Origin of the sequence: Arthrobacter sp. Bz4, from assembly GCF_003075455.1 — a bacterium.
Classification (GTDB): domain Bacteria; phylum Actinomycetota; class Actinomycetes; order Actinomycetales; family Micrococcaceae; genus Arthrobacter_D.
In genome coordinates this window covers 59,009-72,612 of record NZ_QDAE01000016.1, presented here as the reverse complement: position 1 = coordinate 72,612, position 13,604 = coordinate 59,009, and the positions used below count along the sequence as shown (strand labels likewise).

15 protein-coding genes and 1 pseudogene are annotated in these 13,604 nt (G+C 62.9%); 5 read left to right on the top strand and 11 right to left on the bottom strand.

Going from position 1 to position 13,604, the window contains the following annotated elements:
- Nucleotides 1–86 precede the first annotated feature (86 nt).
- Together DDA93_RS12300 and DDA93_RS12295 are read right to left on the bottom strand one after the other, a co-directional pair.
- Nucleotides 87–557: an NUDIX domain-containing protein gene (locus tag DDA93_RS12300; protein ID WP_019483654.1), complete on the bottom strand. Its 471-nt coding sequence runs from the start codon at nucleotides 555–557 to the stop codon at nucleotides 87–89.
- Nucleotides 558–561: 4 nt separating this feature from the next.
- Nucleotides 562–1,074, bottom strand: coding sequence for an A24 family peptidase (locus tag DDA93_RS12295; protein ID WP_116778926.1), 513 nt, complete (start codon nucleotides 1,072–1,074; stop codon nucleotides 562–564).
- 58 nt (nucleotides 1,075–1,132) lie between these two features.
- Here DDA93_RS12295 and DDA93_RS12290 point away from each other — a divergent pair, with 58 nt between their 5' ends.
- Nucleotides 1,133–1,876 carry a hypothetical protein gene (locus tag DDA93_RS12290; RefSeq protein ID WP_024476362.1) on the top strand — a complete coding sequence of 248 codons (744 nt, stop codon included), beginning with the start codon at nucleotides 1,133–1,135 and terminating at the stop codon, nucleotides 1,874–1,876.
- Between the two features lie 38 nt (nucleotides 1,877–1,914).
- Here DDA93_RS12290 and DDA93_RS12285 read toward each other — a convergent pair whose 3' ends face one another.
- Both DDA93_RS12285 and DDA93_RS12280 read right to left on the bottom strand, forming a co-directional pair.
- Complete coding sequence (locus tag DDA93_RS12285; protein WP_019483657.1) at nucleotides 1,915–3,246, bottom strand: PhoH family protein; 1,332 nt, start codon at nucleotides 3,244–3,246, stop codon at nucleotides 1,915–1,917.
- A 347-nt stretch (nucleotides 3,247–3,593) separates the two neighbouring features.
- Nucleotides 3,594–4,355 carry an isoprenyl transferase gene (locus DDA93_RS12280; RefSeq protein WP_024476361.1) on the bottom strand — a complete coding sequence of 254 codons (762 nt, stop codon included), beginning with the start codon at nucleotides 4,353–4,355 and terminating at the stop codon, nucleotides 3,594–3,596.
- Between the two features lie 170 nt (nucleotides 4,356–4,525).
- Here DDA93_RS12280 and DDA93_RS12275 point away from each other — a divergent pair, with 170 nt between their 5' ends.
- The gene (locus tag DDA93_RS12275) at nucleotides 4,526–5,188 is read left to right on the top strand and encodes a hemolysin III family protein (protein ID WP_019483659.1); all 663 of its coding nucleotides are present in this window, start codon (nucleotides 4,526–4,528) and stop codon (nucleotides 5,186–5,188) included.
- A 58-nt stretch (nucleotides 5,189–5,246) separates the two neighbouring features.
- Here DDA93_RS12275 and DDA93_RS12270 read toward each other — a convergent pair whose 3' ends face one another.
- A complete protein-coding gene (locus DDA93_RS12270) occupies nucleotides 5,247–5,564 on the bottom strand; it encodes a hypothetical protein (protein WP_207771342.1) in 318 nt (105 codons plus the stop codon).
- Between the two features lie 46 nt (nucleotides 5,565–5,610).
- Nucleotides 5,611–6,539: pseudogene (gene mca, locus DDA93_RS12265) on the bottom strand (mycothiol conjugate amidase Mca).
- Between the two features lie 67 nt (nucleotides 6,540–6,606).
- Here mca and DDA93_RS12260 point away from each other — a divergent pair.
- Entirely contained in the window at nucleotides 6,607–7,053 is a 447-nt protein-coding gene (locus DDA93_RS12260) for a DUF4307 domain-containing protein (RefSeq protein ID WP_243400612.1), read from the top strand.
- Nucleotides 7,054–7,313: 260 nt separating this feature from the next.
- A complete protein-coding gene (greA, locus tag DDA93_RS12255; protein WP_024476358.1) occupies nucleotides 7,314–7,805 on the top strand; it encodes a transcription elongation factor GreA in 492 nt (163 codons plus the stop codon).
- 16 nt (nucleotides 7,806–7,821) lie between these two features.
- Here greA and DDA93_RS12250 read toward each other — a convergent pair whose 3' ends face one another.
- The 5 genes from DDA93_RS12250 to DDA93_RS12235 form a co-directional block, all read right to left on the bottom strand.
- Nucleotides 7,822–8,286, bottom strand: a complete 465-nt coding sequence (locus DDA93_RS12250) for a rhomboid family intramembrane serine protease (protein ID WP_347693643.1) — start codon at nucleotides 8,284–8,286, stop codon at nucleotides 7,822–7,824.
- Nucleotides 8,223–8,417, bottom strand: coding sequence for a hypothetical protein (locus tag DDA93_RS17135; RefSeq protein ID WP_347693641.1), 195 nt, complete (start codon nucleotides 8,415–8,417; stop codon nucleotides 8,223–8,225). The genes DDA93_RS12250 and DDA93_RS17135 overlap by 64 nt, the downstream gene beginning before the upstream one ends.
- A gap of 2 nt (nucleotides 8,418–8,419) precedes the next feature.
- Nucleotides 8,420–9,673, bottom strand: coding sequence for a threonine ammonia-lyase (ilvA, locus tag DDA93_RS12245; RefSeq protein ID WP_019483665.1), 1,254 nt, complete (start codon nucleotides 9,671–9,673; stop codon nucleotides 8,420–8,422).
- Entirely contained in the window at nucleotides 9,670–10,869 is a 1,200-nt protein-coding gene (locus DDA93_RS12240; RefSeq protein WP_237742112.1) for an AI-2E family transporter, read from the bottom strand. Before DDA93_RS12240 ends, ilvA begins: the two co-directional genes overlap by 4 nt.
- Nucleotides 10,870–11,114: 245 nt before the next feature.
- Nucleotides 11,115–11,966, bottom strand: coding sequence for a Bax inhibitor-1/YccA family protein (locus DDA93_RS12235; protein WP_024476355.1), 852 nt, complete (start codon nucleotides 11,964–11,966; stop codon nucleotides 11,115–11,117).
- Between the two features lie 351 nt (nucleotides 11,967–12,317).
- On the opposite strand from DDA93_RS12235, the gene DDA93_RS12230 reads away from it, so the two are divergent.
- Nucleotides 12,318–13,598: a branched-chain amino acid ABC transporter permease gene (locus DDA93_RS12230; RefSeq protein WP_050994999.1), complete on the top strand. Its 1,281-nt coding sequence runs from the start codon at nucleotides 12,318–12,320 to the stop codon at nucleotides 13,596–13,598.
- Nucleotides 13,599–13,604: the final 6 nt, after the last annotated feature.

Sequence of the window (13,604 nt, the reverse complement as noted above, 5' to 3'; positions counted from 1 at the left end):
ATAAACTGCCCCGAGGGTCAGGTTCGCCGATTTGCTGTCGGCGGATCTAAACCTCGGGGCAGTTTCTGTTGCGCCGGTTGGCCGCCCTAGCGAATGAAGTGGGGGACGCCGTCGGCGGTCAGTGCCGCCTCGACGAGCTGCCGGTGGCGTTCGTTCAGTTCCGGGAGCTGATCGAGGGGAAACCAGCCGACGTCGGTGGATTCGTCGTCGTTCACCAGGGCCTCTCCCGAGACGTACCGGCAGCTGAAATCGGTGGTCAGGAAGGTGCAGATGTCCCCGTTGGGGAAGGTCACGGGCCCCACCACCTCCACCCGGATCAGGTGCTCCACCCGGGCTCGCACGCCGGTCTCTTCGAAGATCTCCCGGACAATGCCGGCCGCCGGTTCCTCACCTGGCTCAAGCATCCCGGTGATGACCGTCCACTGTCCGTTGTCGGAACGCTTCCCGAGCAGCACCCGCCCGTCGTCGTCGAACACCACGCCGCCGACGCCGGGCAACCAGAGGGGCTCATGCCCGACCTTCTCGCGGAGGGACAGGACATAGTCAGGGGTAGGCATGAGATCAGCCTAGCGAGGGGACGGCCAGGACCAACGCAGCTCCGGCAATCATGAACGGCCCGAACGGGATTGCCGACTTGAGTGTGCCCCGGCGGCTGAGGATCAAGACCAGTCCCCAGAGCGCTCCGAGCCCAAACGCTGCGAAGGTCCCCCACAGCAGTTGGCCCCAGCCCACAAAACCCAGGTAGAGCCCCAGCCAACCGGCGAGCTTCACGTCCCCGAATCCCATCCCCGCCGGGTACACCACCCGCAACAGGAAGTACGCCAGCCAGAGCACGGCGGCCCCGCCAACCATCGTGAGCGTCCGCCCTGCGTCGCTGGCCAGCAGGGCCGCAGAGCCGAGCAACACACCAGTGAGGGGGTAGGCCGGAAAGACGATCCGGTTTGGCAGTAGATGGCTACGGAAATCGACAACGCTGAGCCGGACTCCGACCACGCCAAAAACGACCAGCGCCAGTCCAAGGAGGAGCCCGGCAACGGGTCGGTCCTGGAAGTACCCGGCAAGGATGTCGGTCATGGGATCCAAGCTACTGGAACCCTGCGAACCGGCCAATGGCGGCGGTTAGACTGTGGACATGTCAGCAACTCACAGTGAAACACCAGCAGCCACCTTCCGGTCGCTCTGCAGGTCATCCCCCTGGAAGTGGGAGACCCTGCGCTTCACTGTGGCGTGGCGACTACCCGAGGGAGAGACCCGGCCACTCAAGGCCTGGTTGCGTCGGCCGGCGGCGCTCCGGGTTGAGGACAACGACGGCGTCCTCCTCCACAGCACCACTGGCACTGCCGGCTCACGGGACGCCCTCTACGTCAGCGCCACCAGGAAATCCTGGCTCCTTGCCCCGCGGCTGATCACCCCCGTCTACAACGACGCCGGCTTCGTGCTGCGCCGCCCGGACGCCGCGTACGGTGAACCCGCCTTCGGCGACCCGCGGTGGGCCGCGATGCTGGACCCGGTCGAATTTGCTGGGGACGCGCCGGTGGCCTTCGAGTCCCCCTTCGCCAACCGGGTGGAGCTGGAGAACATCGTCGAAGAGGAGTTTGAGGGCCGGCCAGTCCTCAGCGCCGTTGCCACTCCCAACCTCACCTACAAACCCCACACTGACGGCTACCCGCTGATCGGGCGTGGTCGCACCGAGGTTAAAGTTGACCTCGGAACAGGAATCTGTGTGTCGACCCTCGCCCTGGACGGGGCGTTCGCTGGGGGTGGGCACTGGCTGCGGGTCCTCGGGGTGGACGAGTACATGGTTGATGATCTCTTCGTTGACTCCGATAACCAGCTCACCGATGTCAGCGCCCACATCCCGTGGAACGTGTCCTGACCGGCTGCTGTCTGACGCCTGCCCCCAGCGGGAACTGACTAGATTTCGGCGCCCTCAAGCAACTCGGTGACGAGAGCCGCGATCGGCGAGCGCTCGGACCTGGTCAGGGTGATGTGGCCGAACAGCGGGTGACCTTTGAGGGTTTCCACCACTGCTGCGATCCCGTCATGGCGCCCCACCCGCAGATTGTCGCGCTGCGCGACGTCGTGAGTCAGGACAATGCGCGAGTTCTGCCCAATCCTGCTCATCACCGTCAGCAGCACGTTCTTTTCCAGCGACTGGGCTTCGTCGACGATGACGAACGAATCGTGAAGACTTCGCCCACGAATATGGGTTAGCGGAAGCACCTCAAGCATTCCGCGATCCATCACTTCCTCCACCACCTCCTGCGACACCAGCGCGCCCAGCGTATCGAAGACCGCCTGCGCCCACGGGTTCATCTTTTCGCTCTCGCTGCCGGGCAGATAGCCCAGTTCCTGGCCGCCGACGGCGTACAACGGCCTGAACACCACCACCTTGCGGTGTTCGCGGCGTTCCAGGACCGCCTCCAACCCGGCGCACAGGGCCAGAGCCGATTTGCCGGTGCCGGCTCGCCCGCCCATCGAAACAATCCCCACCTCGGGATCCATCAGTAGGTCGATGGCCAACCGTTGTTCGGCGGACCGCCCATGGAGTCCAAACACATCACGATCACCACGCACCAGTCGCACCTGTTTGTCCGCCCCCACCCTGCCCAGCGCTGACCCCCTGACCGAGTGCATGACCAGACCGGTGTTGGCAGGCATTTCAGCGGCTTCGGGAAGGAACACGGGCTGATGGTCGTAGAGCGTGTTGACGTCAGCTTCAGCGACGTCCAGCTCAGCTACCCCGGTCCAGCCCGAGTCCTTCACCAACTCGTTGCGGTACTCGTCCGCTTTCAGACCCATCGCCGATGCCTTGACACGCATCGGCAGGTCCTTCGACACCACTGTGACGTTCCTGCCCTCATCGGAGAGGTTCTTCGCCACCGCGAGGATCCGCGAGTCGTTGTCCCCGCTCCTGAATCCTGCTGGTAACACCTCCGGCGAGATGTGGTTCAGCTCCACCCGCAGCGTTCCGCCCTCTTCCCCGAGAGGGATCGCCTGGTTGAGGCCGTGATGCTGGACCCGCAGATCATCAAGCAACCGCAACGCCTTGCGCGCAAAATAGCCAAGCTCGGGGTCGTTACGCTTGGCCTCCAGTTCGCTGATCACCACGATCGGCAGGATCACCTCATGTTCGGCGAACCGCATAATGGCGCGCGGGTCCGAGAGCAGCACCGACGTGTCGACGACGTAGCTTCGGCTGCCGAGGCTTTCAACAGACGAAAGGCCCGCCTCGGCAAGGATCAATTCTTCATCCGTGCTACTGCGAGCCTTGGTGGCGTGTGCTGGGGGGAGGGTCTGGCCTGAATCGAATGAACTCTGTGTTGGGTCAGATATGGACACGTGGACTCCACTCCGGGGCGTGCAATCCCCGACTTGTTAAGGGGTGGGTGAGACAGTGAGGCCGCGAGGCCTGGCACGGCCTCCCCTGACGTCGCGCTGTGCTGGTGAGCACTGTTCGCTGCATCGGTAGCCTCCCGATCAGAAGGCCCTGGTGCCTCCTGATGGTGTCGAGAATACGCCCGGCATCGGGCCCACGAGAGTTTGGCGCGGCGTGTCGAAGAATAATTCGAGGTGAACTTCCGCTTGAATCGTTAGCCGCCGAATCGCCGCTGGCGCCGCCCATAATCCCGGAGCGCACGCAGGAAATCCACCCGGCGGAAGTCGGGCCAGAGCGCTTCGCAGAAGTAGAACTCGCTGTAGGCGCTCTGCCACATCAGAAACCCTGACAACCGCTGCTCTCCCGAGGTCCTAATCACCAGGTCGGGGTCAGGTTGTCCGCGGGTGTACAGGAAAGAGGAAATTTGCTGGTCGGTGAGACCGGTGGCAACGTCTTCCAACGACTGCCCCTCCGCTGCCGAGGCGAGCAGTAGTTCTTTGACGGCGTCGACAATTTCCCGGCGTCCCCCATAGCCCACCGCGACATTCACGTGCAGCCCGTCAATTTCCCTGGTCTGTGTGGCCAGCGAGCACAACTTGTCCGAGAGGTTGTCGGGCAGCAGTTCAAGCGCCCCGACGGGTTGCACCCGTACCCGGTTGCCCTCCCCCAGCCGATCGAGGGTATTGGCGATGATGTCCAATAGCTGCGCTATCTCCTCGGGGGAACGGCTCATGTTGTCGGTGGAAAGCATGTAAAGCGTCACCACCTCGACGCCAAGCTCCTCGCACCAGCCCAGAAACTCGTGGATCTTGTCGGCACCGGCCTGATGTCCATCCCGGGTCGGAGCGCCCGCCAACTTGGCCCACCGCCGGTTGCCGTCGACCATTACACCGATGTGATGCGGAATCCTTTCGGGATCCAGCGACCGCTGGAGCTTGCGTTCGTAAAAGTTATAGGCGAATCCTGGAAACTTCACTGGGTGGTTCACCTATCCTTCTTCCGTTGGTCGCCAATCTGATGCTCTACTCCTAAGGTACCGCCACGGACCAGCTCCACCGATAACAGCCTCGGGGTGGTTTACGAGATCCCTCACCGCAGCCTGGTTACCGTCGAGTAACATAGCGAGTCGACAGCTAGGATTATGCAATGACCTCGAGCTTCCCAGGCACCCTCAAACCGAAGTTGCGCGGCTGGCTACATGCGGGGGCCACCCCTCTGGCACTGGCCGCCGGCATCGTGCTCGTTGCCATCGCCCCGACGGCGGGCGGCAAGATCACGTCAGCCATCTATGCTCTGACCGGGGTGCTGCTCTTCGGTGTCAGCGCCGTCTATCACACCGGCACCTGGACCGACCGAACCAGGGTGGTCCTGAAGCGGCTTGACCACACGAACATCATGCTGGTGATCGCCGGCAGTTACACCCCGCTGGCCTGGGCCTTGCTGGAGCCCGACAAGGCCGCTGTCCTGCTGTGGGTGATCTGGTCCGGCGCCATTGCTGGGGTCCTGTTTCGGGTGCTTTGGGTGAACGCACCACGCTGGCTCTATGTGCCCGTCTATGTGGCGCTGGGACTGGGCGCCCTCTTCTACCTGCCGGATTTCCTGGCCGCGAGCGTTCCTGCGACAGTACTCATCATCATTGGCGGCGCCCTATATATTGCCGGCGCGGTCTTTTATGCGCTCAAGCGCCCCAACTTCAGTGTCAGATGGTTTGGTTTTCATGAACTGTTTCATGCCTTCACCATTGCCGCCTTCACCGTTCATTTCATCGCGATCGTCATCGCAGTCCTGAATCCACTCCAGGGGCCTTGACCGGTTTATCCGGCCGGACGACGGCGGGTCGGCTCCCTAGTACCCAGGCCGGCAGGGTCTAGCGGTTTCCCGGTGTCGTCTCTGGTCGCGAGTCGGAGTCATTGGCGCGACGTTCCCCGGGGACACGGTCGTCGTTGGGACCGGTTTCGGGGCTGCCTGAACCGGTGGCTTCGTCCATCATCCCCTGGTACCGAACCCTCCGGATCCGTTTGGACATGTCGCGGATAAGGAAGATGACAGCTATCACCATCAACAGGGTGAAAACGAAGCCCAGCAGACCGGGCGTCACCTGGCTGGGATCCAGCCCCGGCCTGAGCCCATCCTCCTGATCGGGGACAGGGCTCACGGTTGACGCCAGGTTGAGCAGGTAATTCACAATGCACCACTTTCGAAAGGAACGGTGGGCCGCAAGGCCCACCTCCTTATTCTACGCCAGCGAAGAAGTCAGCTTCGGGCAGTTTGGCTTCCACCCGGGAGTGGATCAATGAGTAGTCTTCCCACGGCCAGACTTCGCGCTGCAGGTCTGCTGACACGGCGAAGAAGAACCCATCCGGATCAACCTGTGTCCGGTGCGAGAGCAACGCCCGATCACGGTGCTCAAAAAAATCTCCACACTCGATCTGGGTAGTGGTCTTATGCGTGGGTGCCGGGGCCTGATGGCCTTCCGAGTCGGCTTCAAGCCACGCCGCGATCCGGGCGGCATAGGGTGACTGCAGGCCGGCCGCTTCGAGGGCGTTGTGCAGTGCATGGAATCGTTCGGGATTGAACGCGCGGTCGTAATACAGTTTCGACGGCGCCCAGGCGGCCCCGGTGCCGGGATACCGGTCGGCGTCGGCGGCTGCATGATAGGCCTCGACGGCCACCTTGTGGGCCATGATGTGGTCCGGGTGTGGGTACCCACCATTCTCGTCGTAGCTCAGGATGACGTGGGGGCGGAAATCACGGATCAGTTTGACCAGTGGTGCCGCCGCACGCTCCAGTGGCTGCACTGCGAAACACCCGAACGGCAACGGAGGCAAGGGGTCGCCCTCGGGCAGACCGGAGTCCGTGAAGCCCAGCCAGCGCTGGCGGATTCCCAGCGCTCGCGCCGCGTCGGCCATCTCCACCCGCCGCAGGCAGCCAGGTCCCGCAGCGCTTGGGGATCGCCAGCGACTTTCTCGTTGAGGATGTCCCCGCGTTCCCCTCCGGTGCAGGTGGCAACCAGTACGTCGACGCCGGCGGCGGCGTACCGGGCCATGGTGGCTGCGCCTTTGCTTGACTCATCGTCCGGATGGGCGTGGACTGCCAGCAGCCGGAATCCCTCGCCAGGAGCCGACGCGCTGAATGATGGACGGTTTTCCGGGCTGGGCAACTACTGCTCCTGTGGGTTCGGCTATCGCTTTAGGCAATAGATTCCGGCGGGGATAAAATGGTTTCCGATGAACACCAACCAACCGCCAGTATCAAGAGTAGCCAATCGCTACGGCACCCCCAAGCCGGGATTACCAGGGCGGACGAAGAAGCGGATCATCTGGGGCGCCCTCGCCGTAGCAGTGGTCACCATCGGTGTGTTCACCGTACAGACTTCCGTCCCGGAGGTAACCAGCAAGGACGTCGGGTTCAACATTCAGGACGCCGGGAACGCCAACGTTGACTTCGATGTCACCAAAGCCCCCGACGCAACGGTGCAGTGCGCCGTGCAGGTCTTGAGCGAAACCTACGCGGTGGTGGGCTGGGAAATCGTGGAGATCGGTCCCAATAGCGCCGATGAAGGGACCGACGGCGGTCGCACCACAGCGCATCGCGCCCAGATCCGCACCGAATCCGTGGGTGTCTCAGGCGGAGTCAACGCTTGCTGGGTCATCGAGGAAAACGGTTCCGCATAGGCCTGCCGGAGATTCCGAACGTCTCGATTTCACTACATTTCGGCCTTTACCCCCGTGCCCTACCTTGGGATTACCGAGGCAGGGCGTCTACACTGGGGACAATACGTTCGGCTCTCCCCAACCGGTGATCAACTGTGTATGTGGTCACCAAGGGTGGAGCCTTTATTTGTTGCTAAGCCTGCTTACATCTCGTTGTGCAGGCTGTCACCATGCCGAAACCGCTCGATCAACGGGTTTCGGACATAGCTAAGGAGATGCCCGTGTCCACCAACAGTGCACCTGTCGCATGGCTTACCCAGGAGTCCTATGACCGCCTCAAGGCCGAGCTGGAGCATTTGTCCGGTCCCGGCCGGACCGAAGTTGTTGCCCGGATTGAACAGGCACGGTCCGAGGGCGACCTCAAGGAGAACGGTGGCTACCACGCCGCCAAGGAAGAACAGGGCAAGTCAGAGGCCCGGATCCGTCAGCTCACTGCGCTGCTGGAGAACGCCCACGTTGGCGAAGCCCCGGAAGACAACGGAATTGTGGAACCCGGCATGCTGGTTCACGCCAGGATCGCCGGCGACGACGCCACGTTCCTGCTCGGCAGCCGCGAAGTTGCCGGTGACACCGACATTGACGTCTACAGCGAGAAGTCTCCGCTGGGAGCTGCCATCCAGGGTAAGAAGGCCGGTGACAAAGTCACCTACACGGCGCCGAATGGCAAGGAGATTGAGGTTGAGGTCCTGTCGGCCAAGCCGTACGTAGGGTAAGACCTTTCTGACGCCCTTAACGGGCTTTTGACTGCCGACGGCGGTCCGTCCCACCAGGGGCGGGCCGCCGTTTCAGTATCACGGCAGCAAGCACCCCGCCGAGCGCCCCGAACAGGTGAGCCTGCCAGGAGATGTTGGATCCCGCGCTGGGCAGGATTCCCCACAGGATCGAGCCATACATCAGGAAGACCACGAGGGCGAGCAGGATCTGTCGCAGGCTGCGGTTATAGAAGCCCCTGACCATCAGGTAGGCAAACAGGCCAAAAACCACGCCGGAGGCGCCGATGGTAAGTCCGCCGCCGAAAATCCACACCCCGATCCCGGATCCCAACCAGCTAGCCGCCACGGCAATGGCGAACCGACGTGTTCCCTCAAGGAATGTGAGGAAACCGAGCACCAGCAGCGGCAGCGTGTTGCTCAGGAGGTGTCCCACCCCAGCGTGCAGCAGCGGCGCGAACAGGACGCCGTCGAGGCCCGACACCTCCCGCGGGTCAATCCCCAGCCAGCCAACCAGTCGGCGCCCGTGAGCACATTGACCAGGTGGATGGCCCAGAGCAGCGCCGCGAACACACCGACCGTGAGTAGTCCTTTGCGGGCGCGTTCGGCGAGCATGCTCAGCCTTCGATAACCATGGGCTGGAATCCTTCGGCCCGCAGGTTACCGAGGATGAGATCGCAGTGTTCATCACCCTTGGTCTCCATATTGATGGTTATCGCAACATCTCCCATGCTGATGGATCCACCCACCCGGGTGTGATCGACACCGGTCACGTTGGCGTCGGATTCGGCGATGATCCGGGAAATCGTGGCCAGTGAGCCTGGCCTGTCATCGAGGAGCATCCGCACCACCAGGTACCTGCCCGCAGCGGCGAGTCCTCGCTGAATGACCTTGAGCATCAGCATCGGGTCGATGTTCCCGCCCGACAGGATGACCGCCGTATTTCCCGGGGAAGCGCCGTTCTCGGTGAGCTTGCCGTCGAGCAGGGCCGCCACCCCCACCGCGCCCGCGGGCTCCACCACCATCTTTGACCGTTCGAGCAAGAAGATCAGCGCCCGTGCCAGTGAATCCTCGGTGACCGTGACGACGTCGTCGACCAGTTCCTTGATGATCGAGAAGGGCAGCTGACCGGGGCGGCCCACGGCAATGCCGTCGGCGATGGTCGATACCTTGGTTAGCGGTACCAGCGCATCAGCCGCCAACGACGGCGGGTAGGCCGCAGCGTTTTCGGCCTGCACCCCGATGATCCGGATCTCCCGGCCCAACTCCCTCGCTCTGGCCTTGACAGCGACGGCGACCCCAGCCAGCAGACCACCGCCGCCCACCCCCATCAGGATGGTGTCGACGTCGGGCACTTGTTCGAGGATTTCCAGCCCGATGGTCCCCTGACCGGCGACCACATCGACGTTGTCGAAGGGGTGGACGAATACGGTGTCGGTCTCCTCGGCGTACCGTTTGGCTTCCGCGAGCGCTTCATCGACGTTGTGCCCGTGAAGGACCACTTCGGCGCCGTGGCCGCGGGTGGCAGCGAGCTTGGGTAGCGCGACACCCAATGGCATGTAGATGCGCGCCTTGATGCCGAGCCGGGCGGCAGCAACCGCCACCCCCTGGGCGTGGTTGCCTGCCGACGCGGCCACCACTCCCCTGGCCTTCTCGGCGTCGGAGAGCCGTGCCATCCGCACGTAAGCGCCGCGGATCTTGAAGGATCCCGCCCGCTGCAGATTCTCGCACTTCAGCGACACATTGGCGCCAATCAGGCGCCCCAGCGCCCTGGACTCCTCAATCGGGGTGCGGGCGATGACTCCGTCAAGGAGTTTCTGCGCGGCTTGGACGTCATCCAGCGTCACGGCGAGATCCAAAAGATCAGTCACTGGTTGGCCTTTCGTGTGTCATCTGGGGTGGTGGTGTGGATCGGGTGGTTGTTGGTGTCTTCGTCGCTGAGGGGAGGGTCCTCCGGAGGCTCCGGAAGGCCGTCGGGTGGTGGCGGGATCCCGCCGACGACCGGGTCCGTCTCCCAGGAGCGCGCGGCAATATATCGCACCACTGTGTTCACCACCGCGAGGAGGGGCACCGAAAAGAGCGCTCCGGGGATTCCAGCGATCAGTGTTCCGCCAGCGACGGCGAGGACCACCGCCAGGGGGTGGAGGGACACTGCGGGTCCCATGATCAGCGGTTGCAGGACGTGACCTTCCAGTTGCTGCACGACCAGCACAATGGCGAGCATGATCAACGCGTTGACCCAGCCGTTGGCTACCAGTGCGAGCAGGACCGCTACCAAACCGGTGAACAGTGCTCCCACGATGGGGATGAAGGATCCCAGGAAGACCAGGACACTGAGCGGCAGCGCCAGCGGCACCCCGATCAGGGCGGCACCGACTCCGATACCCACAGCATCAACGAACGCTACGAGCATCTGCACCCGCACGTAGTTGGCCATTGAGGACCAGCCACGGCGTCCGGCGCCGTCGACAGCTGTTCGGGCGTCACGCGGCATCAGCCCAACCACGAAGCGCCAGATCCGCTCCCCCTCCAAGAGGAAGAAGATCAGGGCGAAGACCGCCAGCAGCGCCCCGGCCGCGAAGCTGCCGGCGCTACTCCCAAGAGAGATCACGCCTGTCACGATCGATCCGCTGTTGTTCTGGACGGCGCTGGCACCCTCACTGATGAACTGGTCTATCTGGAAGTCGGTGAGACCCAGCGGCCCATCGTGGAGCCAGGTCTGGACCTGCCGGATCCCTTCCACCACCTCATCCCAGAGATCGGTAAATCCGAGAGCCAGTTGCCGGCCCGCCAGCGTTGCCATCGAGCCCACCACTCCCAGGAACCCTACGACGGTGAGGGCGACGGCGAGACCGTTCGGGACCCGTGCCTTCCGCAGCAAACCCATCACGGGTAACAGGAGGCTGGCCAACAACCCTGCGAGCAGGAGCGGGATAATGAGTAGCGAGATGTGTCCGAGGAGCCAGATCAGCATTCCGGCCACGACGATGATCAAGCCGACCCGCCATGCCCACGCAGCCGAGAGGCTCAGCGCGTACGGTACATCCCTGACGAGGGCCCGCCCCATGGCCTGTTCGCGGGCGCCCTGAATACCCGACGGGGTCTGCCGCTGAGGAGGGCGAATCATGGTGCAATCTTTCCACACGTCACTGATCGTTCAGCACTGGGTCCAGCCTGCCGGACCCGTGTGACTAAAGGTCAGCCCACTGCCAATCGGAGGGCGCTTGGCGGACCAGCCAGGGGGCTATTAAACACTTATGCCCGCAACAATCGCTGCGGGCATAAGTCGAAGGATTACGAAATGCTGAGGACTTAGTCGCTGCCGCGCAGGATCGCGATGAGGCGAATGAATTCCACGTAGAGCCAGATCAGCGTGACGGTCAGGCCGAAGGCCGCGGTCCACGAGTATTTCTGGGGTGCACCGTTTCGCACTCCGTCGCTGATCGACGTGAAGTCGATAACGAGGGAAAAGGCGGCGAGCCCGATCGCGAAAATACCAATAATGACACCGAGTGGGATACCGGCGATTTCGATTCCGGTGCGCAGGCCCCAAGGGTCTTCGCTAACGCCAAAGAGCATCAGACCGAGGTTGACCAGGCTGAACGCTGCGTACCCGAGGATGGCGATCATGAAGATTTTCATCGCCTTGGGTGTGGCACGCACCTTGCCGCTCTTGAACAGGGCCAAAGTGATGGCGAAGACGGTGAGCGTCCCCACGAGGGCCTGCAGCGCGATGTTGGGGAACTGAGCCTCCAACACCATGGTCAGCCCGCCAACGAACAGACCCTGCAGGAACGCGTAGGCCAGGATCAGCGCCGGGACGGGTTCCCGCTTGAAAGCGTTGACCAGTCCAAGTACCAGCCCGCCGACCATACCGACGATCATCAGCGGCATCACGAGCCCTGGGAGCAGGAAGGCAGGCACAGCAGCACCGACCAGTACAACGCCGATCGAGAGGACTGTCTTGACGATCACGTCGTCGAAGGTCATCCGTCCGGTCTGCGAGGGCCCCGCTGATGGCTGGTTGTACAGGTCTTCCATCTGGGTGGTGCTCATTGCGCTCTGGCCGGCGAGCGCAGTTGCGCCTTGCCCTGCCGGAGTGTTGCCGCGTGCAGCGGTACGGAAGTTCTTTCCGTTGAATACCGGGTTACCGCCAAGTGCCATGTGAACTTGTCCTCCAATGGGGGATGAATGTGATTTTAACCTTATCAATGTCAACGCTTTTTCCGACATTTTGTTCCCTGCGGCGCCAGCGACGCCAGCAGTCGTTACCCAATCGCTACCCGCCGGTAGCCGTTTGGGTATCCGTCGAAACATGGCACGGGTAACATGAACTCACACTCGGTGACATGTGTCACAAGACATGTGGCACCAGACGTATGCCACAAGCCGTCCTTACTCCACCGGATCGCCGGTGGGGCACCCCATAGTGAGGTTCATAACTTGATAACCCGACCGACGCCTGCGTGGATCAGGAGGCTGCTGGTTTTCGCGACCGGCCTCATCGCCGTCCTCATGCTCAGCGCCCCCGCAGCCCAGGGCTACCACCCAGGGGCCCCCGCGACAGCTCCCAGCACACTGGCCGCATCGCATCTCCCCGGGCAGATCGTTGCCCAGGAGTTCACTGACCGGATCAGTGGTGTTCTCCGGAACGCCGACGGCCCTCTCGCGGACGTCACCATCTCGGTATCGGGCAACGGGTTCGATGGTGAGACTACTTCGGCAGCCAACGGGTCCTGGTCCGTCGGGGTACCCGAGCAGGGTGCCTACGAGGTAACCCTCGAAGTTGACACCCTCCCCGAGGGTGCGGCCCTGGCTGAAGGCCAGGCCAATCCGCGCACAGTCACCTTTGCTGGCACATCCAACGTCACCACGCTGTTTCTGTTCGGCGAGGGGATCGTCACAACCACCACCAGCTTCTGGGACACCCTCGCGGAACGCTCCCTCGCCGGCCTCAGCTTCGGCCTGCTGCTCGCGCTGAGCGCCGTCGGGCTGTCGTTGATTTTCGGTACAACCGGGCTCACCAACTTCGCCCACGGCGAGATGGTTACCTTTGGCGCGGTAGTTGCCTTCGGATTCGCCGCATTGGGGTTGCCCATCTTCGTGGCAATACCGTTGGCGGTGGTCGCTGGTGCTCTCCTCGGGTGGGTCCAGGATGCTGGTTTGTGGAAGCCCCTGCGCCGTCGCGGAACCGGGCTGGTTCCCATGATGATCGTCAGCATTGGGCTCGCCCTGGCGCTCCGGTACATCATTCAGTTCAATTTCGGTGGTGCCACGCAGCAGTTGCCTGGCGCCCAGAGCGCTCGGCTGGACTTCGGACCGGTCTCCATTTCACAGAACAACCTCAATTCGTTGCTGATTTCCCTGGTGATCATCCTGTTGGTTGGGTTCCTCCTCCTGCGCACCCGCCTCGGCAAAGCCACCCGCGCGGTGTCGGACAACCCAGCCCTCGCTGCCGCTTCAGGTATCGATGTGGACCGGGTCATCCGGATTGTCTGGATGGTCGGCGGGGCGCTGGCAGCCCTCGGCGGAATCCTCTGGGCGTACTACCGTCCGGGCGTGTCCTTCAACATGGGTCAGCAGATCCTGCTGCTCATCTTCGCTGGCGTCGTCCTCGGTGGACTGGGCACCGTGTTCGGTGCCCTCATCGGGTCGATCATCGTAGGACTGTTCGTGGAAATCTCGACCATCTGGCTGGAAGCCGACCTTAAGTATGTGGGAGCGCTTCTGATCATGATTCTGGTTCTTCTGTTCCGGCCGCAGGGTATCCTCGGCCGCAAAGAGCGCGTCGGTTAGGGGCTC

What these genes read in the sequence shown, in the direction of transcription:
- DDA93_RS12295 (WP_116778926.1), bottom strand. Translation starts at nt 1,074, where the DNA reads ATGACCGACATCCTTGCCGGGTACTTCCAGGACCGACCCGTTGCCGGG.
- DDA93_RS12260 (WP_243400612.1), top strand. Translation starts at nt 6,607, where the DNA reads ATGAACACCAACCAACCGCCAGTATCAAGAGTAGCCAATCGCTACGGC.
- DDA93_RS12235 (WP_024476355.1), bottom strand. Translation starts at nt 11,966, where the DNA reads ATGGCACTTGGCGGTAACCCGGTATTCAACGGAAAGAACTTCCGTACC.
- DDA93_RS12290 (WP_024476362.1), top strand. Translation starts at nt 1,133, where the DNA reads ATGTCAGCAACTCACAGTGAAACACCAGCAGCCACCTTCCGGTCGCTC.
- DDA93_RS12230 (WP_050994999.1), top strand. Translation starts at nt 12,318, where the DNA reads ATGCTCAGCGCCCCCGCAGCCCAGGGCTACCACCCAGGGGCCCCCGCG.
- DDA93_RS12275 (WP_019483659.1), top strand. Translation starts at nt 4,526, where the DNA reads ATGACCTCGAGCTTCCCAGGCACCCTCAAACCGAAGTTGCGCGGCTGG.
- DDA93_RS17135 (WP_347693641.1), bottom strand. Translation starts at nt 8,417, where the DNA reads ATGCTCGCCGAACGCGCCCGCAAAGGACTACTCACGGTCGGTGTGTTC.
- DDA93_RS12240 (WP_237742112.1), bottom strand. Translation starts at nt 10,869, where the DNA reads ATGGGGCGGGCCCTCGTCAGGGATGTACCGTACGCGCTGAGCCTCTCG.
- DDA93_RS12300 (WP_019483654.1), bottom strand. Translation starts at nt 557, where the DNA reads ATGCCTACCCCTGACTATGTCCTGTCCCTCCGCGAGAAGGTCGGGCAT.